The sequence below is a fragment of the uncultured Sphingorhabdus sp. genome (genome assembly GCF_937872355.1).
GTDB lineage: Bacteria > Pseudomonadota > Alphaproteobacteria > Sphingomonadales > Sphingomonadaceae > Sphingorhabdus_B.
This window is the reverse complement of record NZ_CALMSV010000127.1, coordinates 1-18996: the sequence shown is the minus strand read 5'-3', so window position 1 is coordinate 18996 and position 18996 is coordinate 1. Positions and strand designations below refer to the sequence as shown.

Genomic DNA, 18996 nt, shown 5'->3' with positions numbered 1-18996 from the left:
TTACGCGCCGCGGCTGATCGAGCTTGAATGGGGCGACGAACGCCATCCGCGCATCGCCATCGTCGGCAAGGGCGTGGTGTTCGATTCGGGCGGGCTTTCGATGAAAAGCGCGGTCGGCATGCGGCTGATGAAAAAGGATATGGGTGGGGCTGCGCATGCCCTCGCGCTGGCCGAACTGATCATGAAGGCGCATCTGCCGGTGCGGTTGCACCTGTTGGTGGCCGCGGTCGAGAACTGCGTCGCTGGCGGAGCGCTCCGTCCAGGAGACATTGTGAAGAGCCGTGCGGGTATCCATGTCGAGATCGACAATACCGATGCCGAAGGGCGGCTTATCCTTGCCGATACTTTAGCCAAGGCAGTCGAGGACAAGGCAGACCTGATCGTCAATTTTGCGACCCTTACTGGTGCCGCACGCGTAGCACTTGGGCCGGATTTGCCAGCACTTTTCGCCAATGACGATGAATTGGCAGAGGGCTTGCTCGATGCAGGCAAGGCGGTGGCAGACCCGCTCTGGCGGATGCCGTTGTGGAAGCCCTATGCCGATCTGCTCGATCGCGCCATTGCCGACACCGCCAATGCGGGTGGTAGTTTCGCAGGCGCGATCACTGCGGCCTTGTTCATGCAGAAATTCGTGCCCGATGAAGTGCGCTGGGCGCATCTCGATACCTTCGCTTGGCGTCCGACCGCCAAGCCGGGGCGGCCCAAGGGCGGCGAGGCGCTTGGGCTGCGCGCGGTTTATCGCTACTTGTCGCAGGCCTATCCGGTCCGCTAAGGGGCGCGCTTAGTCAGGGGAAATATTTTGGCCGATACGCCACCCAAACAACGCGCGACCTATCGCCTCAGCGGGCATAGCATCGAAGGCGACAAGCGCACGACGCCGATCCGCGGCGATCTGGCGGACATCAAGCTCGCCGGAAAACTGTTTGCGCCGCATTATGCGGTGCCGATGCTGCGCACGGGTATTGCGCCGGTCACCGAAATCCATGCCGAACCGCATCTCTCCTCGATGCCGGTCAGCGCGCTGATGCATGGCGAAGAATTTGCCGTGCTCGACGTCGCAGGCGAATGGGCTTGGGGCTATTGCCTGCACGATGACTATCTCGGCTATCTGCGCTTTGCCGATCTGGGCGATGATTTCACCGCGACGCATGTGGTGAACGCACCTGCCACTTTGCTGGTTGCGACGCCCTCGATCAAGGCTCCTGTCCTTGCCCGCTATCCGATGGGCGCGCAGATTGTCTGCGGCGAACCCAGCGAATGCGACAAGTTTCTGGCGTGCGAAGGCGGCTGGATTCCGCGCGTGCATCTGTCTGAACCCGGCAAGGTTGAGGGCGATCCAGCAGACCTCGCCGAAAAACTGGTCGGCGTGCCTTATAGCTGGGGCGGACGCAGCGGCGATGCGCTCGACTGTTCGGGGCTTGTGCAGCTCGTATTCGGCCTCAAAGGCATCAAGGCCCCGCGCGATGCAGATATGCAACAAGCGGGCTTTGGTGAAGAACTGGGTGCGGGTGAAAAGCTGCAGCGCGGCGATCTTGTCTTCTTCCCCGGCCATGTCGGTATCATGGCGGACGAGAGCAACCTGATCCACGCCAATGGCGCTGCGATGGCGGTTTCGGTGGAGCCTTTGGTTGATGCAACCGCGCGTTTTGCCGAGCATGAGCAGCCAGTGCTGGCGCGGAAACGCGTGAAGCTGTGACCAAATCGGTTTTCATCGACGGCGCAGTCGGCACAACCGGCCTCGAAATCGCCGACCGGCTTTCGGGCCGCAGCGAGTTTGCGCAGATCATCTTGCCCGAAGAAAAGCGCAAGGATGCCGCTGCCCGTCGTGAAGCGTTGAACGATGCCGATTTCGTCATCCTCTGCCTGCCCGATGATGCGGCGAAGGAAGCGGTTGCGATGATCGCCAATGATCGCACTCGCGTGATCGATGCCTCCACAGCGCACCGTGTTGACCCGCATTGGGCCTATGGCTTTCCGGAGTTCAAAAAGGGCCAGCATGAACGGATCGCGGCGGCGCGCTTTGTTTCCAATCCGGGCTGCTACCCCACCGGTTTCCTCGGGCTGGTAGCGCCGCTGGTGGCCGCTGGCCTGATCCCGTCGGACTGGCCCTATACGGTCAATGCGGTGTCGGGCTATTCGGGCGGCGGCAAGGCCCTGATCGAACGGTTCGAAGGCGAGGGGGCGGATATTGGTTTCCGCACCTATGGCCTAGACCTCAGCCACAAGCATGTGCCTGAAATGCAGCTCCACGCCGGGCTGGCGCTCGCGCCGATTTTTTCACCCGCCGTCGTCAAAGCATTCCGCGGCATGATGGTCGAGGTGCCGCTGCCGATTTCGGTGATGCCCGGCAGCGACAGCCCCGAAGAAATGCGCGCCTGCCTGATGGAACATTATGCGGGTTCACCGGTGGTGAAGGTGCACGCCGACATGGCGCCGTCCGAACTGCTGATCCTCAACTCACAGGAACCGAGCGACCGGCTCGATCTCTATGTCATGGGCTCGCCCAAGGGCGATCAGGTGCGATTGATGGCGATGCTCGACAATCTGGGCAAGGGCGCCAGCGGTGCAGCCGTGCAGAATTTGAACATCATGGCCGGTCTGGATGAGGTGAGTGGGTTGCGGTTGTGATATCTTGGTAACTTAACCATCTACTCCTAAGATGGTTGGAATGGATCATGAAACCACGCCTATAATCGTACCAGAAGAACCAGAAGCGGATACTCTACGAGTACCTGTTCTGAAGGTCTTTGATGGTGATGGGTTCTTGACGAAGCTCAGAAATCACCAACGCAATGTCGAATTTGAAGTCGGCGTCCGATTTGGCTTTGTCGACGCGCCTGAGATAGGCCAGCAAGGTGGACTTGAGGCGAGAGATTTTCTCAACTCGCTCATCGGTGGATGCAATGTAGATCTCTCGATCCTTTACAAGTCGGACACTGGTCAAATTGTTGACCGGCACAATCGCATTGTTTGTGTCCCTTATTTGACGGCGGCCAAACCTCTGGAAAAAGAAGCTCCAACTAGCGGGCTTCGTTCGTTGATCGCAGCGTTCTGGGAACGCTCCTATATTACAAGAAATATAGAGCTAGAGATGGTGGTGAATGGCTGGGCGTGGGTGCTTGAGCGTTACGGGCCGGACGAGCGGTATATGGATGCGTTTTCCGACGCACAGCGACATAGGCGTGGAATTTGGGCCTTGGACGATAATATTCCGCCTTGGCAGTTCAAACATCAGCAATATCAGAAACGACGTTCAGTAAAGCAACAGCCGCCGCAACCGACTTTGTTTTCCTCGTCGCCGATGAGGCCTAGCTGCCCCCGTGAGGGATGTAGCGGGCACATGGTGGAACGGAGTGGCCGATACGGCACATTTTTGGGGTGCTCAAACTTCCCAAAATGCAAACATTCCAGCTCTCAATAAGGCGGCTTATTCAGCCCCTTCGGGCTCGCAGTAAAGATCTCGCAGCCGTCTTCGGTAATCCCGATGCTATGTTCGAACTGCGCGCTCAATGAGCGATCCCGCGTTACCGCCGTCCAACCATCTTCCAGCACCTTGGCGTGCGGTTTGCCGATGTTGATCATCGGTTCGATGGTGAAGATCATGCCGGGTTTCAGTTCGGGCCCGGTGCCGGGGCGGCCGGCGTGGACGACTTCGGGTGCGTCATGGAACAGGCGGCCAAGGCCGTGCCCGCAAAATTCGCGGACCACGCCATAGCGGTGCGCCTCGGCATGGGTCTGGATCGCATGGGCGATATCGCCGATGCGGTTGCCGGGTTTTGCCTGCTCAATGCCCAGCATCAGGCATTCATAGGTCACATCGACCAGCCGCCGCGCCTTCAGCGGCACATCGCCGACCAGATAGGTCCGGCTCGAATCGCCATGCCAGCCATCGAGCAGCGGGGTGACGTCGATATTGACGATGTCGCCGTCCTTCAGCTTCTTGTCCGATGGGATGCCGTGGCAGATGACATGGTTGATGCTGGTGCAGCAGCTGTGCGTATAGCCACGATAGCCGAGCGTCGCGGGAATGCCGCCGCCCTTCAGCGTCATTTCGCGTACCAGATCGTCGATCTCGCCAGTGGTCACGCCGGGCACGACGAAGGTGGTGAGCGCATCGAGGATTTCGGCGGCAAGGCGGCCTGCCTTACGCATGCCTTCAAAGGCTTCCGCCCCGTGCAGCTTGATCACCCCGTCACGCGGGATTGCGGCCTCTTCGGCGGTAACGGCAACATATTGGTTCATGGGGCGCATATAGGCGCTTTATCCGTGCTTTGCGAGGGGAGTCTTTGCGGCTATGCCATCCCCATGACCTCAAACCGCATCTACACCGCCGCGCTCGTCATCATTGGCGACGAAATCCTTTCCGGCCGCACGCAGGACAAGAATATCAGCCAGATCGCCCTCTGGCTGAACGTGCAGGGCATCCGCCTGCGCGAGGTGCGCGTGGTGCCCGATGTCGAGGAGGCGATTGTCGAGGCAGTCAACACGCTGCGCGCGCGCAACGATTATCTGTTCACCACCGGCGGGATCGGGCCGACGCATGATGACATTACCGGCGAGGCGATTGCCAAGGGGCTCGGGGGTCCGGTGGGGGTCCAGCCGGGCGCCAAGGAAATCCTCGAACGCTATTATGAAACGCGCGGCGGCGTGACCGAGCAGAGGCTGCGCATGGCCCGCGTGCCCGATGGAGCGGACCTGATCCCCAATAAAATGTCGGGCGCGCCCGGTATCAAGACCGGCAATATCTTCATCATGGCAGGCGTGCCGCATATCACCGCTGGCATGTTAGACGCGCTGACTGGTACGCTGGAGGGCGGTGCGCCGCTGCTTTCGCACCAGATCGGTTGCTGGGTCGCGGAAAGCGAGATTGCCAAGCTGCTCGGCGATACCGAAAAGGCGCATGAAGGATGCCAGATCGGCAGCTATCCCTTCTTCCGCGAAGGGCGGGTGGGGGCGAATTTCGTGATACGCTCGACCGAAGCGCACCAGCTCGCGGCCTGTGTAGAGGCGTTGCGTTCAGGGCTCGCCGGATTAGGTTATGACAGTGTCGATGGCGGGATTTGACCGCCTATTCATCCTGCGTCAATCGACGAGGCAGCAGGAAGCCGGTCGATGAAATTGCTCCATAGTCTTCGCCTCGCGACCGCGCTCGCGCTGCTCATCCCTGCACAAGCCGTCTTTGCCGAAGCTGCACCGGCAACCGCGACTGTAGCTACCCAAACCCCCTGGCTTTACGAGAATAGCGACGTCCCGGTCGACGCAAGTTGGACCTTTGGCGTGCTCGACAACGGCTTGCGCTATGCCGTGAAAAAGAACGTCGTCCCGGCGGGACAAATCTCTATCCGCGTGCGTGTGGATGCGGGGGCGCTGCACGAAGAGGACAATGAGCTCGGCTTTGCGCACCTGATGGAGCATCTGGCCTTTCGTGGGTCGGAACATGTTCCCGATGGAGAAGCAAAGCGCATCTGGCAGCGCTTCGGCGTCACCTTTGGCAGCGACAGCAACGCCCAGACTACGCCAACGCAGACGGTGTATAAGCTGGATTTGCCAAACAGTTCAGCCGCAACCTTGGACGAGTCGCTGAAAATTCTCGCGGGCATGGTGCGTGCGCCGAATATTTCGGAAAGCGCTTTGAATGCCGAACGCGCCATCGTGCAGGCCGAGCTGCGCGAGTCTGCGGGTGCTGGCATGGATCTGGGTGAAGCGATGCGGCGGCACGCTTTTCAGGGTCAACGTCTCGCCGAGCGTTCGACAATCGGGACGTTGGAAAGCCTCGATTCGGCGTCGGCGGCTGGGCTGAAAGAGTTTCACCGCCGCTGGTATCGCCCCGAAAAAGTTGTGGTGTCGATCGCCGGAGACGCTGAACCAGCCGAACTGGAACGGTTGGTTCGTCAGCATTTTGGGGGATGGAAGGGCCAGGGGAAACCGGTCGCTGATCCCGATTTCGGAAAGCCCGATCCGAAGGGTATAGTCGCCAAAACAGTGGTTGCACCAACGCTGCCGCCCAATGTTGCGCTCATCTATGCTCGGCCTTGGGAAAAAGTTGCCGATACTATTGCCTATAACGAGCAGTTGCTGATCGATGCTTTAGCCCAGCAAATCGTGAATCGCCGACTGGTGACTCAGGCGCGGGCCGGGTCCACGTTCAGCGTTGCCGAGGTGGGGCAGGAAGATATTTCGCGCAGCGCCGACACAACCACGGTCATTATCACGCCTATCGGCGACAATTGGCAGCAAGCAGTGCGTGACGTGCGCGCTATTATCGAGGATGCTGTTACGACGCCGCCTTCGCAAGCAGACATTGATCGGGAACTCGCGCTGTTCGGCAATGCGCTGCGCACGATGCGCGATAGCTATCCATTCGAGGCAGCGGCCAAGCAGTCGGACGATATCGTCAAGGCTGTCGATATCCGGGAAACCATCGCAGCACCCGATACCGTTGTCGCTGTCTATGAAAATATGCGCGACAAGTTCACGCCAGAACGGTTGCTGGCTGCCACGCAAGCGCTGTTTGCCGCCGATGCAGTGCGCATATTGCGAACGACGCCGGTCGATGATGGTGCGGATGCCGATGCGAGACTAGCCAAGGCGTTGACCGATCCGGTTGCGGCGGCGACATCTGCCAGGCTTGCGGAAAAGGCGATTGGCTTTGACGATCTGCCCAAATTGGGCGCGCCTGCACAGGTTATCGTCCGTAATCCGCTGCCCCGTTTCGAAATGGAATCGGTAGAGCTTTCCAATGGCGTGCGCGCCCTGCTGTTCCCCAACAAATCGGAAAGTGGCCAGGTGCGCGTTCTGGTGCGCTTTGGTCGTGGTTATCAGGCGATGGAACCGGCCAAGGCTGCACTTCTGTGGTCTGGGCCCGGAATCATCAGCGAAAGCGGGATCGCCCAATTCGGTCGCACGCAGATTGACCAGTTGATCAATGGCCGCCGCATTGAATTGGGTTTCAATGTCGACAATGATGCGTTCGAATATGCCGCGACAACGCGACCGGAGGATTTGGCGGATCAGCTGCGCCTGATCGCCACAAAAATGGAAAATCCCAATTGGGATAGCGCGCCTTTGGAACGTGAAAAGGCGCTGGCCATTTCGGGCTATCGCAGCTTCGATATGTCGGCAACCGCGGTGCTGCAGCGCGAATTGCAGTATCGGATGTCAGGCAACGATCCGCGTTGGAAAATCCCGACGCCGGACGAAGTACGCAAACTGGATGCCAAGGCTTTCCGCACTTTTTGGGAGCCCCTGCTGGCCAGTGGTCCGGTAGAGGTTTTACTGTTCGGCGACTTCGAAGCCGAAAAGGCGGTCGATGCGCTACAAAATACCGTTGGCGCAATGAAACCGCGCAACGCAGCCACCGTTTCTCAAAAGGCCTCGCAGGTTGTTTTTCCGGCCGCCAACGCAAAGCCGCTGCGCTTTACGCATAAAGGCCCGAAGGACCAAATGGCTGCGGTTATCGGTTGGCCTACCGGGGCAGGGCTGGCGCAAATAAGTGAAGCACGCCAGTTGGAAGTGCTGGCGGCATTGTTCCGCGATAGGCTGTTCGAAAAGTTCCGGTCGGAACAGGCGGCTAGCTATAGCCCGGATGCAACCTCAACCTGGCCGGACGAATTCACATCAGGTGGCTTTCTGATGGCGTACAGCCAGATGCAGCCCAAGGACAGGGACCGCTTTTTCGCATTTGCCAATGCGGTTGCAGCGGATCTGGCCGCAACGCCAGTCAGCAAAGATGAACTGCAACGCGCGTTGGAACCGATATTGCAATATGTTGAGCGTGCGACCACCGGCAATCTGTTCTGGATGAACGAGCTGGAGGGCGCGACGTACAATGCGGCGCGTTATGAAGCGCTGGGACGGCTGTACAGCGATTACAGCAAGGTGACGCCGGAGCAGTTGCAGGCATTGGCGCGCAAATATCTGGTTGCCGCCAAAACCTGGACGATGGTCGTCGAACCCGAGCCGGACGCGGTCGCCTCTCGCTAAAACCTAACCCGGAAACCGTTCAAATTCCGGAAGGCTATGTGCGCTGTTCATCCAGCCAAGCCGCTCTGCGGTTTGGATATGGGCGCCGGGAGGCAGGGCATCGGGATCATCAGGCATTGCCAACTGGAGGTCGAAAATGGCGGGGGGGAATTCGGCATTGCGATAATCGAGACCTGCCACGCATTTCGGGCAGAAACTACGCGTCGCGGATCCTGTCGAATTAAACTTCACCGGATCCCCTTCGATCAGTTTGAACTGCTCTTCGGTAAAGGCCGCCCAGGCAACCATCGGAGCGCCCGAGGATTTGCGGCAATCGCTGCAGTGGCACAGCGCCACATGCTGGGGATCCCCGCTCACTTCATAACGAACCGCGCCGCAATGGCATCCGCCTTGATGGGTCATATACTGTCTCCTTCCTGCACCGACTCACATAGCAGGATATTGAGAACAATTATAGAACATATTTAGAAAGGTCGGCGTCCTTTGCAATGCCCGAAAGCTGCTGCTCAACATAAGCGGCGTCGATTTTTATGGTCTCGCCCTTCCGGTCTTCCGCATCAAAGCTGATATCTTCGAGCAGGCGTTCCATAACTGTCTGCAGGCGGCGCGCGCCGATATTCTCGACACTTTCATTCACTTGTGCGGCGATGCGGGCGAGGGCTGCAATCGCATCATCGGTGAATTCAAGGCCTACCTCTTCGGTGCCTAGCAGCGCCACATATTGGTGCGGCAGATTAGCCTTGGTCTGCGAAAGGATGCGGACGAAATCCTCCTGCGTCAGCGCGGTCAGCTCGACGCGGATCGGCAGGCGACCCTGCAATTCGGGCAGCATGTCGCTCGGCTTGGAAACATGGAAAGCACCGCTGGCGATGAACAGCACATGGTCAGTCTTCATCGGCCCATATTTGGTCGCGACGGTGGTGCCTTCGATCAACGGCAGCAGGTCGCGCTGCACGCCTTCACGGCTTACCGAACCACCGCGGACATCACTGACCGCAATCTTGTCGATCTCGTCGAGAAAGACGATGCCATTGGCCTCTGCATCGGCAATCGCGGTGCGCGCGACATCATCCTGGTCGAGACGCTTTTCGGTTTCTTCGTCGACCAGCTTCGCCCACGCTTCGGGCACTTTCATCTTGCGGCGCTTCTGGTTGTTCTGGCCGAATGCCTTGCCCATCATTTCACCGATGTTGATCATGCCAACGCCACCCATTCCGGGGATGTCCATCGGCATGCGTGGAGTATCGGCGACTTCGATCTCGATTTCGACATCGTCCATATGCCGGTCGCGAATGCGCTGGCGGAAGGCTTCGCGCGTGGCTTCGCTGGCTGTGTCACCGGCCAGTGGCTTCAGGATGCGTTCCATCGCGGCAGCTTCGGCGGCCTCGCGCACGACCTCGCGGCGGCGATCCTTTTCGAGGCGGATTGCTTCTTCGACCAGATCGCGGGCAATTTGTTCGACGTCGCGGCCGACATAACCGACCTCGGTGAACTTGGTCGCCTCCACCTTGATGAAGGGCGCATCGGCCAGCTTGGCAAGGCGACGGCTGATCTCCGTTTTGCCGCAACCCGTGGGGCCGATCATCAGGATATTCTTCGGCGTTACCTCGTCGCGCAATTCGGCAGGCAGGCGTTGGCGACGCCAGCGGTTGCGCAGTGCTACCGCGACCGCACGCTTGGCGTCGGCCTGACCGATAATGTGCTCGTCCAATGCGGCGACGATCGCCTTGGGAGTAAGGTTCTGGCTCATTTGATTGGCTTTCTGTGGATCAGCTGACGCTGTCCATGCTTTCGACCGTCAACTGGTCGTTGGTGTAAACGCAAATTTCAGCGGCGATTTTCATCGCGTGGCGCGCCTGCTTTTCGGCATCGGCTTCATAATCCATCAGCGCCCGCGCAGCAGAGAGCGCGAAGTTTCCGCCCGATCCAATAGCCGCAATGCCATCAAGTGGTTCGAGCACGTCACCATTGCCGGTTAAGATCAACGTCACTTCCTTGTCGGCAACGATCATCATCGCCTCCAGATTGCGCAGATATTTGTCGGTGCGCCAATCCTTGGCGAGTTCAACGGCGGCGCGCATCAATTGCCCGCGATGCGCCTCCAGCTTCTTTTCGAGCCGCTCGAACAGGGTGAAGGCGTCAGCAGTGGCTCCGGCAAAGCCCGCAATCACACTGCCGTCGTGCAGGCGGCGGACCTTCTTGGCATTAGGCTTCATCACCGTCTGCCCCATCGAGACCTGACCATCGCCTGCGATCACCACCTTGCCGCCTTTGCGGACCGAAAGGATCGTTGTGCTGTACCAGGTCGACGGGTTGTTATGTGCTTGATTGTCCATAGCCCCGGATATGGGGCGCATGGTCTAACAGTGCAAGTATGGCAACTAGACTTGGCCGCGTTCGCCCAGCTTTCGTTCCCATTGCAGGGCGTGGGACACTATCGTGTCGAGGTCGTCATATTTGGGCTGCCAGCCGAAACGGGCCTTGATTTCGCGGTTGTCTGAAATCAGCTCGTCGGGGTCGCCCGCACGGCGGCCTTCGATCTTTCGTTCGATGGTCTGGTTGGTGACGCGGTCGACCGCGTCGAGCACCTGCATTACCGAATAGCCATGGCCATAGCCGCAATTGAGCGTGTGGCTGGTTTTGGGATCCGCAACCAAAGCTTCGAGCGCGATTACATGCGCTGCGGCCAGATCACTGACATGAATATAGTCGCGGACGCCCGTGCCATCGGGGGTCGCATAGTCGGTTCCAAATACCGCAACCGAATCGCGCTTTCCCAATGCAGCCTCGACGGCGACCTTGATCAGATGCGTCGCGCCTGCGGTTGATTGGCCGGTGCGCGCCAGCGGGTCGGCACCTGCGACGTTGAAGTAACGGAGGGCGCAATAGTTGAAGTCATGTGCCGCCGCGACATCGCGCAGCATATATTCGGTCATCAGTTTCGACATGCCGTAGGGGTTGATCGGCAGTTTGGGCGCGTCTTCGCGAACCGGGCTCGATTCGGGGATGCCATAGGTCGCGGCGGTCGAGGAAAAGATGAAATGCTTCACACCGGCCTGCACAGCCGAATCGACAAGACTGCGACTCGCGGCTGTATTATTGCGATAATATTTGAGTGGGTTCTCGACTGATTCGGGTACGATGATCGATCCGGCAAAATGCATGATCGCGTCGATGCCATGCTCACTAAGCGTCGATGCAACGAGTTCCTCATCGGCTATATTGCCAGCGACGAAGGGCACATCGTCGGGGATAGCCCAGCGAAAGCCCGTAACCAGATTGTCGATGACGACGGGGCTGTGTCCGGCATCTTTCAGAGCTAAAACGGCGTGGCTGCCGATATAGCCGGCACCGCCGGTAACGAGGACTTTGAGTTGTTTTGTCATGGCCGGAAGATAGCCGATGAGAGTGATGCTTTGGTTAACAAAATCACTTTGCTCTGATCGAATTTACCAGATTTGCGTCTGCGGAAGTTAAAAAAAAGGCGGCTAAAAGCCGCCTTTCCTTTTAGTCTCAGACCGAGCTCAGGGGCTGGTCGGAGCGTCGTCGTCGTTGCCCGAGGCAATAACGATACCGGCGATTACAGCTGCAGCTGCGAGAACAGCGATGATAACACCGCTTCCGCCGCCGAGCTTGCTTTCTTCCTTAGCAACACCAGCGCGCTGCACCTTGGCAGCGACGGGCTTTGCAGGAGCAGCAGCCTGTGCGATCACCGGGGCACCGGCGAGAGCAACAGCAGCCACTGCAGCGAGCGAAACTTTACCGAAACGCATTTTTTGGCTCCTTTTTTGAATGTGGTTTTAAACACACCATGGTCTTACTGGCACAAACCGCGCTTTGGTGCAACCCGTGAATCGACGTCGAAATTGCAAAATCTCATTTTCTCTTCATAGGTTGGGTGACTGTTGCGCAGCCGACACAGTGAAGCCTATTGTAAACGCAGGTTAACTGCCTATCGCCTAAAGTTGTAAGTTTTCATCATCTGGTTTTGTTCAAAGTATTTGTTTTGCAGCTTGGATGAATTGCTTTGTAGAGGGGTATTAGAGCCATGCTAATTGCGGTTCATCAAATGAACAGCTGCACTGACGTTGAGAGAAACTTCGCCGCAATGGCCGTCGCCATGAAAGAAGCTAAGGCGCGTGGCGCCGCATTCTATTTCGCACCCGAAATGTCCTTGTTGCTAGACCGGAACCGCCAGCGCGCAAGAACCAGTATCTCGTGGGAGGACAAGAATAGGGCGCTGCAGTTACTGACAAACCTGGCACGAGAGCTGGACATCTGGGTTCATTTGGGATCGGTGCCGGTATTGTCAGAACGTACAGAAGAGCGGATGGCTAACCGCACGCTGCTCATTGACAGTTCCGGCCAAGTTGTTGCGCGCTATGACAAGATGCACCTTTTCGACGTCGATCTGGCCACTGGCGAATCCTGGAGGGAGTCATCGGCCTATGTTGGGGGCGAAAGCCCGACGCTGGTCGATACCCCGCTTGGTCCAATGGGGCTGACGATCTGCTACGACATGCGCTTTCCCGATCTTTACAGTCGGCTGGCGCGGGGCGGAGCAAGGTTGTTTGCGGTGCCTGCGGCCTTCACCGTCCCTACAGGCAAGGCGCACTGGCACGTTTTGCTGCGGGCGAGAGCTATCGAATCAGCAGCCTTTGTTATTGCTGCGGCCCAATCGGGCAAGCACGAGGACGGCCGCGAGACTTATGGCCATTCGCTCGTGGTCGATCCGTGGGGAGAGGTGTTGCTCGATATGGGCGAGGGCGAAGGGCTGGGGTTTGCCGATATAAATCCCGCCCGAGTAGATGAAGTGCGTGCCCAAATTCCGGTGCACCTCAACCGACGGGATATTCCGCCGCTTCCGTAGCGCGCCTTTTGGCCAGATGCTGTTCGCGCCAGGCGATGATCATGCCTGCCCCGATGATCAGCGGCGCGCCAAGCCAAACGGAATGTCCGGGTATGTTTCCGAACACCGTATAGCCCATCAGCGCCGACCATAAGAGTGCGCTATAATCCATGGTCATAATCGCCGCGACCGATGCATGACGGAGCGAGGCTGTCAGCAATATTTGCGCAATCGCACCAGACAGGCTCAGCCCTGCTATTATCGACCAGCTGAAAAGGTCATGGTTCTTCCCGAATATCAGAACGGCAATGCCCAACGGCAGCAGCGAGGTGAGGCTGAACCAGAAGACGATAGCACCTGCTGGCTCGCTCTGCGCCATCCGCCGCAGCTGGATGATCACACAAGCCGTCATCAATGCGCCTCCCAAAGCCACTGCGGCGCTAGTAGCGGCAACCGCCTGACCACCGGGTTGGAGAGCTATCATCACACCAATAAAGCCCAAGACGACAGCGCCCCAGCGATAGCGTCCGGTCGGCTCGCGCAGCAGCAAAGCGGCAAGGATCGTCGCAAAAATCTGTGCGGCAAAACCAAAAGTAGTCGCCTCTGCCATCGGCAACAGCAGCATCGCCGAAAAATTGAGCGTCATTGCAGATACGCCGAGTATCATACGCAGGCCGTGCTGCAACGGCCGGGCGGTGCGGATGGAGGACAGCGCGCCAGTCCACCAGAGCCAGGCTATTGCCACGGGCAGCCCGGCGAGTTGGCGATAGAACAGGCTTTCGGCTACATGGACACCGTGCTGCCCCGCCAGCTTGACCAACGCAAACATCACACCCAGCACTGCCATCGCGGCAAGCCGCAGCATTATACCCAGCAATGGGCGCCGGCCTGTTTGCGCCGAAGCCTTGGTAATTGTCGTTTCAGCCGTCATCGCCGCTTGCATAGGCGGATATCTGCATCCGTCCAGCCTCTTGCAATGACAGGGGATCATGCGCATCTGGCGCGAATGATGGACTGGCTGACAGAAAATTGGAACTTTCACATGTGGGCAGTTATCGCCGTTCTGTCGGCCCTAGCCGCTGTGACATTCGTGCTGGCTGACAGAAAGCGGCAGAAGCGCGAGCGGCTTGACCAGGTCGGTTTTGTTCCGTGGACCGGTTTGAGCGTTCTTGCGATGGGGATTACGCTGATAGCTGCGGTACTTGCCGTAAAAGCCGGTTGATCGCCAAGAGCAACATTGAAGCCTATAGCGCGTTCCGCTAACCCAGTTTCAAACGCGAACCGAATCCGTATCGCGGAAGAGGAGAGAGATATGTCCGACCTGCCTGCAACCAACCGTACCATGCTGACCGAAGTAAAGCCCGAAGGCGTGCTTGAGCTTTATCTGGCCGATCTGCCGATGCCGACGCCGAAAGACCATGAGGTCGTGGTGAAGGTGCAGGCCACGCCGATCAATCCGTCGGACTTGGGCCTGATGGTTGGGGCTGCGGATGTGACCAGCGCCCGCGCAATCGAACGTGAAGGCTTGCCTGGTATCGCGATGAATGTGCCCGAAGCCGGAATGCGCTTCATGGCCGGCCGCATCGGTCAGGCCTTGCCGATCGGCAATGAAGGTTGCGGTGTGGTTGTAGCGGCGGGTGCCGCTCCGGAAGCGCAGGCGCTGATGGGCAAGACCGTCGCGTTGATCGGCGGTGAAATCTATGCCCAATATCGCTGCCTCGCGGCGCAAATGTGCATGCCGCTGCCTGATGGAACTGCTCCTGAAGATGGCGCATCTTGCTTCGTTAACCCGCTGACTTCGCTGGGGTTTGTCGAAACGATGAAGCTGGAAGGTTATAAGGCGATCGTCCATGCCGCGGCCGCATCGAACCTTGGTCAGATGCTGGTGAAGATCTGCAAGGCTGACGGAATTCCGCTGGTCAACATCGTGCGCAGCGACGAGCAGGTTGCGCTTCTCAAGGGTATCGGCGCGGAGATCGTCCTGAATTCAAACGACGCAGATTTTGTCGAGCAGCTGACCAGCGCCATCGAAAAGACCGAGGCGTTCCTGGGTTTCGACCCGATTGGCGGTGGCAAACTGGCCGGGCAGATTCTGGGCGCAATGGAAGCCGCTGCCGTGCGCCGGATGACGGCTTTCAGTCGCTATGGTTCGGACCAGATGAAGCAGGTCTATATCTATGGCGCGCTTGACGTAGGACCGACCATATTGAACCGCAGCTTTGGCCTAACTTGGGGGCTGGGCGGCTGGCTGCTCACGCCCTTTATGGCAAAGGCTGGACCGGAAATCGTTGGCCGCATGCGCGCCCGTGTCGCTGCTGAACTCACCACTACCTTCAAGAGCCACTACAGCCATGAAGTCAGCCTGGAGCAGGCAGTCGATGTCGCAACGATGCAGGCCTATAACGCCAAGAAAACCGGCGAGAAATATCTGATCCGGCCGTGAGCCGGATTATTTGCCGAACTGGCCGCTTACCCGATCAAGGAAATCCGGACCTACGCCCACGCTGTTGAACACTTCGTGGGCGAGGCCTGCATTGAGCGGCAGGTCGGCCTGATCCTGATAAAGCTGCTTATAGGCAAAGACGCTGTGGCGGCTTTGCGCAGCGATAGCGTTGGCCAGTTCCAGCGCCTTGGCATCCAATTCAGCATCGGGCACGACATGGTTGGCAAGGCCGATGCGCGCGGCCTCTGCGCCCGAGACGGGAAGGCCGGTGAAGCTCATCTCGCGTGCTTTCCATTGGCCGACACGGCGGGGCAGCCGCTGGCTCATCCCCCAGATTGGAACCAGCGCGAATTTGCCGTGCGTGTCCGCGAAAACTGCATTTTCGGCGGCCAGAATGATGTCACCCGCCAAAGCCAGTTCAAGACCACCCGTATAACAGCCGCCTTGCACGGCCACGATGACGGGTTGGGGCAGGGTAGCCAGCGCGGTGACGATCGAGGCTTGGAAATTGGCACGGGGCAGTTCGCTGCCGCGATCCTTCAGGTCATTGCCCGCGCAAAAGACCGATCCGTTGGCGCGCAGGATGACGGCGCCGAATGCGTCGCCCGCTTTGTGTATGGCGGCAATATGCGCCTCCAATTCAAGCCACAGCGCGATGTTGAGCGCATTGCGCTTGTCAGGCCGGTTGAGTGACAGGATCGCGATGCCGTCACGGTCCTCGCGGGTAACAAGATCGGTCATAGACTTCCCTCCGCTGAGACGACGGTGTGCCCCGCCGGATTGAGTGCCGCCAATGTGAGCGCATCGCCCTCGCGTCGTCCGACCAGATGGAGCGGCTCGCCCGCAAAGGCCGGGCTTTGCGCCCGAAATGCGAAATGCTTGACAGCATTTGTACCAAATTGCCGCGCTGCCAGATCAAGCAACAACGATGATGTCAGTGGCCCATGGACCACGAGGCCGCGATAGCCCTCTTCGTTGATCGCATAGGGCGCATCATAATGGATGCGGTGCGTGTTGAAGGTGATGGCGGAAAAGCGGAACAACAGCGCTTCGTTTGGAACCAGCGTCCGGTGGAAATTCCATTCGCTAAAATCGATATCTATGGCTTCGGGCGCTGGTGCCGGTTTTGTGGTGTTGGCCTCGCGATAGACGAGTGTCTGACGTTCCTTGACTACCAGCTTGCCGTTCGCCTTTGTCTCATGCTCCACATCGACAAAGACAAGGCTACCGGTGTTGCCCGTTTTTTCGCTGATCGAGGCGATGGTGGAAAGACGCTCAACCTCTGCATTAACTGCGATGGGAGCGACAAACTCAACCTTGCTCGATGCCCACATACGGCGGGGATGCGGGACGGGCGGGAAAAAGCTGTCAGGGCTGTCACTGCGTTGCGGATGGGCCTCCAATCCCAAATGCGCGGTGCTAGCGTCGGGCGGGCATAATACCCAATGAATTGCTTGCGGAGCGATTTCCCCACTTTCGACGCTGTCGATTGTTGACCGAAAACGTTGCAGCAGGGCAGGTGTCAGCCGGTCGCGCTGCACCATCTGGCGGCCAATCCAGGCATTCCACGCGCCCATCAATAGCTCCTCGGAAGGCCGAGGACATGCTCGGCGACGAAGGACAGGATCATGTTCGTGCTGATTGGCGCGACCTGATAGAGGCGCGTTTCGCGGAACTTGCGTTCGACATCATATTCGGCAGCAAAGCCGAAGCCGCCATGCGTCTGCACACAGGCTTCACCGGCGGCCCAACTGGCTTCGGCAGCGAGCATCTTCGCCATATTGGCTTCCTCACCGCAATTCTCGCCCGCCTCATATTTGCGGATGCCTTCCTGCACGAGGAGGTCGGCGGCGCGCATCTGCGCATAGGCGCGGGCAATAGGAAACTGGACGCCCTGGTTCTGCCCGATGGGCCGCCCGAACAGCACGCGTTCCTTGGCGTAGGCGGTCGCCTTTTCGATGAACCATTTGGCATCGCCGATACATTCCGCCGCGATCAACAGCCGCTCGGCGTTCATGCCGGAAAGGATATAGCGAAAGCCCTTGCCCTCTTCGCCGATCAAATTGGCGGCGGGGACCTCCATATTGTCAAAGAACACCGCCGTCGTGGCATGGTTCATCATCGTATCGATGGGGTTGATCGTCAGCGTGCCCGCAGCCAGCGCTTCCTTCATATCGACCAGAAAGACGGAAAGCCCTTCGGTGCGGCTGGCCGCCTCTTCGCGCGGTGTGGTGCGCGCGAGTAGGAGCATGAGGTCGGAATGCTCGGCGCGGCTCGTCCAGATTTTCTGGCCATTGACGATATATTTGTCGCCCTCGCGTTTGGCGACGGTCTTGAGGCTCAACGTATCGGTGCCGCTGGTCGGCTCGGTTACGCCAAAGGCTTGCAGGCGCAGTTCGCCGGTCGCGATTTTGGGCAGATAGCGCTGCTTTTGCTCTTCGCTGCCGTGGCGTAGCACCGTGCCCATGATGTACATCTGCGCATGAACCGCGCCGCCATTGCAGCCTTGGCGCTGTACCTCTTCAAGGATTGCCGCTGCTGCCGGGGGGGGCGGGCCGGCGCCGCCATATTCTTCCGGGATCAGCGCGGCGAGATAGCCTGCTTCGCCAAGTGCTGCGACAAACTCTGACGGATATTCGCGCGCTTTGTCCTTTGCACGCCAATATTCGCCGGGATACTGCGCGCATAGTTTGGCGACTTCTTCGCGGATGGCGGTGTAATCGTGCATGGGGCTCATGCCTTTTCAAACACGGCAGCGATGCCCTGACCACCGCCGATGCACATGGTTTCAAGGCCATAGCGCACATCGCGACGCTGCATCTCGCGGGTCAGGTTGGCAAGGATGCGCCCGCCGGTCGCGCCGATGGGATGGCCGAGCGAGATGCCCGATCCGTTGACGTTGAGCATGTCATGGCGGCTGTCATCATCCGACCAACCCCAGCCCTTGAGGCAGGCGAGCACCTGCGGCGCGAAAGCTTCATTAAGTTCGATGAGGCCGATGTCGTTCCATGACAGGCCATTACGCGCGAACAGGCGTTCGGTTGCGGGAACAGGGCCATATCCCATGCGGCTGGGGTCGCAACCGGCGGCAGCCCAGCTGTGGAAGTATGCTATGGGTTCAAGGCCGAGTTCCTCCAGTTTGTCTTCGGCGACGACGAGGCAGGCCGCAGCGGCGTCATTCTGCTGGCTGGCATTGCCTGCAGTGACCACGCCGCCTTCGAGTGCGCGAAGTGTGCCCAGCGTCTCGACACTGGCATCGGCACGATAGCCTTCGTCATGGTTAAAGACGATCGGATCGCCTTTCTTTTGCGGTATTTGAACAGGAACTAGTTCGTCGGCAAACAGGCCGTTGGCCCATGCCGCCGCCGCGCGCTGGTGGCTGCGTGCGGCATAGGCATCGCAGGCTTCGCGGCTGATATGCCAATCCTTGGCCAAGTTTTCAGCAGTTTCGATCATCCCGCTGATCAAACCATAGCGTTCGATCGGCTGGCTCATAACGCGGCCACGGGTGAGGCGGTCATGCAGCGTCAGGTTTCCCGCACGCACACCCTTGCGGATGTCGGTGGTATAATGTTCGACATTCGACATGCTCTCGCAGCCTCCAGCGACGACCACATCGGACACACCGGTTTGAATCATCATCGCAGCATTGACGATTGCTTGCAGGCCCGAACCGCAGCGGCGATCGAGCTGGTAGCCCGGCACGGTGATGGGCAGGTCG

At 58.9% G+C, this 18996-nt stretch carries 20 protein-coding genes; 9 read left to right on the top strand and 11 right to left on the bottom strand.

Annotated features, from left to right (window positions below):
• The 4 genes from Q0239_RS08060 to Q0239_RS08045 form a co-directional block, all read left to right on the top strand.
• On the top strand, positions 1 to 772 hold a 772-nt coding region (locus tag Q0239_RS08060), incomplete at its 5' end, for a M17 family metallopeptidase (protein WP_298600938.1).
• A gap of 27 nt (positions 773 to 799) precedes the next feature.
• On the top strand, positions 800 to 1696 hold the full coding sequence (locus tag Q0239_RS08055; RefSeq protein ID WP_298600935.1) for a C40 family peptidase: 897 nt from the start codon (positions 800 to 802) through the stop codon (positions 1694 to 1696).
• A complete protein-coding gene (gene argC / locus Q0239_RS08050; protein WP_298600932.1) occupies positions 1693 to 2628 on the top strand; it encodes an N-acetyl-gamma-glutamyl-phosphate reductase in 936 nt (311 codons plus the stop codon). Before Q0239_RS08055 ends, argC begins: the two co-directional genes overlap by 4 nt.
• 40 nt (positions 2629 to 2668) lie before the next feature.
• Complete coding sequence (locus Q0239_RS08045; protein ID WP_298600929.1) at positions 2669 to 3421, top strand: topoisomerase DNA-binding C4 zinc finger domain-containing protein; 753 nt, start codon at positions 2669 to 2671, stop codon at positions 3419 to 3421.
• Here Q0239_RS08045 and map read toward each other — a convergent pair.
• Positions 3415 to 4242 carry a type I methionyl aminopeptidase gene (gene map, locus Q0239_RS08040; protein ID WP_298600926.1) on the bottom strand — a complete coding sequence of 276 codons (828 nt, stop codon included), beginning with the start codon at positions 4240 to 4242 and terminating at the stop codon, positions 3415 to 3417. The two genes, Q0239_RS08045 and map, sit on opposite strands and share 7 nt — an antisense overlap.
• Before the next feature lie 63 nt (positions 4243 to 4305).
• On the opposite strand from map, the gene Q0239_RS08035 reads away from it, so the two are divergent.
• A complete protein-coding gene (locus tag Q0239_RS08035; RefSeq protein WP_298600923.1) occupies positions 4306 to 5064 on the top strand; it encodes a molybdopterin-binding protein in 759 nt (252 codons plus the stop codon).
• Between the two features lie 48 nt (positions 5065 to 5112).
• Positions 5113 to 7983 carry a pitrilysin family protein gene (locus tag Q0239_RS08030; protein ID WP_298600920.1) on the top strand — a complete coding sequence of 957 codons (2871 nt, stop codon included), beginning with the start codon at positions 5113 to 5115 and terminating at the stop codon, positions 7981 to 7983.
• Positions 7984 to 7986: 3 nt separating this feature from the next.
• Here Q0239_RS08030 and Q0239_RS08025 read toward each other — a convergent pair whose 3' ends face one another.
• From Q0239_RS08025 to Q0239_RS08005, 5 genes are all read right to left on the bottom strand, one after another.
• Positions 7987 to 8385, bottom strand: coding sequence for a GFA family protein (locus tag Q0239_RS08025; RefSeq protein ID WP_298600917.1), 399 nt, complete (start codon positions 8383 to 8385; stop codon positions 7987 to 7989).
• Between the two features lie 49 nt (positions 8386 to 8434).
• The gene (hslU, locus tag Q0239_RS08020) at positions 8435 to 9733 is read right to left on the bottom strand and encodes an ATP-dependent protease ATPase subunit HslU (protein WP_298600914.1); all 1299 of its coding nucleotides are present in this window, start codon (positions 9731 to 9733) and stop codon (positions 8435 to 8437) included.
• Between the two features lie 19 nt (positions 9734 to 9752).
• Positions 9753 to 10319 carry an ATP-dependent protease subunit HslV gene (gene hslV, locus Q0239_RS08015; protein WP_298600911.1) on the bottom strand — a complete coding sequence of 189 codons (567 nt, stop codon included), beginning with the start codon at positions 10317 to 10319 and terminating at the stop codon, positions 9753 to 9755.
• 45 nt (positions 10320 to 10364) lie between these two features.
• Positions 10365 to 11369, bottom strand: a complete 1005-nt coding sequence (gene galE / locus Q0239_RS08010) for a UDP-glucose 4-epimerase GalE (RefSeq protein WP_298600908.1) — start codon at positions 11367 to 11369, stop codon at positions 10365 to 10367.
• Between the two features lie 138 nt (positions 11370 to 11507).
• Entirely contained in the window at positions 11508 to 11756 is a 249-nt protein-coding gene (locus Q0239_RS08005; protein ID WP_298600904.1) for a hypothetical protein, read from the bottom strand.
• A 275-nt stretch (positions 11757 to 12031) separates the two neighbouring features.
• On the opposite strand from Q0239_RS08005, the gene Q0239_RS08000 reads away from it, so the two are divergent.
• On the top strand, positions 12032 to 12853 hold the full coding sequence (locus Q0239_RS08000; RefSeq protein ID WP_298600901.1) for a carbon-nitrogen hydrolase family protein: 822 nt from the start codon (positions 12032 to 12034) through the stop codon (positions 12851 to 12853).
• On the opposite strand, the gene Q0239_RS07995 is transcribed toward Q0239_RS08000, so the two are convergent.
• Entirely contained in the window at positions 12822 to 13763 is a 942-nt protein-coding gene (locus tag Q0239_RS07995) for a DMT family transporter (RefSeq protein ID WP_298600898.1), read from the bottom strand. The genes Q0239_RS08000 and Q0239_RS07995 overlap by 32 nt on opposite strands.
• 75 nt (positions 13764 to 13838) lie before the next feature.
• Here Q0239_RS07995 and Q0239_RS07990 point away from each other — a divergent pair, with 75 nt between their 5' ends.
• Positions 13839 to 14054: a hypothetical protein gene (locus Q0239_RS07990; protein ID WP_298600895.1), complete on the top strand. Its 216-nt coding sequence runs from the start codon at positions 13839 to 13841 to the stop codon at positions 14052 to 14054.
• 90 nt (positions 14055 to 14144) lie between these two features.
• Positions 14145 to 15275, top strand: coding sequence for a zinc-binding dehydrogenase (locus Q0239_RS07985; RefSeq protein ID WP_298600892.1), 1131 nt, complete (start codon positions 14145 to 14147; stop codon positions 15273 to 15275).
• Positions 15276 to 15281: 6 nt separating this feature from the next.
• Here Q0239_RS07985 and Q0239_RS07980 read toward each other — a convergent pair whose 3' ends face one another.
• From Q0239_RS07980 to Q0239_RS07965, 4 genes are all read right to left on the bottom strand, one after another.
• Complete coding sequence (locus tag Q0239_RS07980; protein ID WP_298600888.1) at positions 15282 to 16016, bottom strand: enoyl-CoA hydratase-related protein; 735 nt, start codon at positions 16014 to 16016, stop codon at positions 15282 to 15284.
• Positions 16013 to 16852 (bottom strand): MaoC family dehydratase N-terminal domain-containing protein, encoded by an 840-nt coding sequence (locus Q0239_RS07975; protein ID WP_298600886.1) that lies wholly within the window; start codon positions 16850 to 16852, stop codon positions 16013 to 16015. Before Q0239_RS07975 ends, Q0239_RS07980 begins: the two co-directional genes overlap by 4 nt.
• Positions 16852 to 18003 (bottom strand): acyl-CoA dehydrogenase family protein, encoded by a 1152-nt coding sequence (locus Q0239_RS07970; RefSeq protein ID WP_298600883.1) that lies wholly within the window; start codon positions 18001 to 18003, stop codon positions 16852 to 16854. The genes Q0239_RS07975 and Q0239_RS07970 overlap by 1 nt, the downstream gene beginning before the upstream one ends.
• A gap of 5 nt (positions 18004 to 18008) precedes the next feature.
• The coding region (locus tag Q0239_RS07965) for an acetyl-CoA C-acetyltransferase (RefSeq protein WP_298600880.1) at positions 18009 to 18996 on the bottom strand (988 nt) is incomplete at its 5' end.

Coding starts and splice junctions, on each gene's coding strand:
- Q0239_RS07990 (WP_298600895.1), top strand. CDS start 13,839: ATGATGGACTGGCTGACAGAAAATTGGAACTTTCACATGTGGGCAGTT.
- map (WP_298600926.1), bottom strand. CDS start 4,242: ATGAACCAATATGTTGCCGTTACCGCCGAAGAGGCCGCAATCCCGCGT.
- Q0239_RS08030 (WP_298600920.1), top strand. CDS start 5,113: ATGAAATTGCTCCATAGTCTTCGCCTCGCGACCGCGCTCGCGCTGCTC.
- hslV (WP_298600911.1), bottom strand. CDS start 10,319: ATGGACAATCAAGCACATAACAACCCGTCGACCTGGTACAGCACAACG.
- Q0239_RS07985 (WP_298600892.1), top strand. CDS start 14,145: ATGTCCGACCTGCCTGCAACCAACCGTACCATGCTGACCGAAGTAAAG.
- Q0239_RS08045 (WP_298600929.1), top strand. CDS start 2,669: ATGGATCATGAAACCACGCCTATAATCGTACCAGAAGAACCAGAAGCG.
- Q0239_RS08025 (WP_298600917.1), bottom strand. CDS start 8,385: ATGACCCATCAAGGCGGATGCCATTGCGGCGCGGTTCGTTATGAAGTG.
- Q0239_RS07995 (WP_298600898.1), bottom strand. CDS start 13,763: ATGACGGCTGAAACGACAATTACCAAGGCTTCGGCGCAAACAGGCCGG.
- Q0239_RS07975 (WP_298600886.1), bottom strand. CDS start 16,852: ATGGGCGCGTGGAATGCCTGGATTGGCCGCCAGATGGTGCAGCGCGAC.
- Q0239_RS07980 (WP_298600888.1), bottom strand. CDS start 16,016: ATGACCGATCTTGTTACCCGCGAGGACCGTGACGGCATCGCGATCCTG.
- Q0239_RS08000 (WP_298600901.1), top strand. CDS start 12,032: ATGCTAATTGCGGTTCATCAAATGAACAGCTGCACTGACGTTGAGAGA.
- hslU (WP_298600914.1), bottom strand. CDS start 9,733: ATGAGCCAGAACCTTACTCCCAAGGCGATCGTCGCCGCATTGGACGAG.
- Q0239_RS07970 (WP_298600883.1), bottom strand. CDS start 18,003: ATGCACGATTACACCGCCATCCGCGAAGAAGTCGCCAAACTATGCGCG.
- Q0239_RS08035 (WP_298600923.1), top strand. CDS start 4,306: ATGACCTCAAACCGCATCTACACCGCCGCGCTCGTCATCATTGGCGAC.
- galE (WP_298600908.1), bottom strand. CDS start 11,369: ATGACAAAACAACTCAAAGTCCTCGTTACCGGCGGTGCCGGCTATATC.
- Q0239_RS08005 (WP_298600904.1), bottom strand. CDS start 11,756: ATGCGTTTCGGTAAAGTTTCGCTCGCTGCAGTGGCTGCTGTTGCTCTC.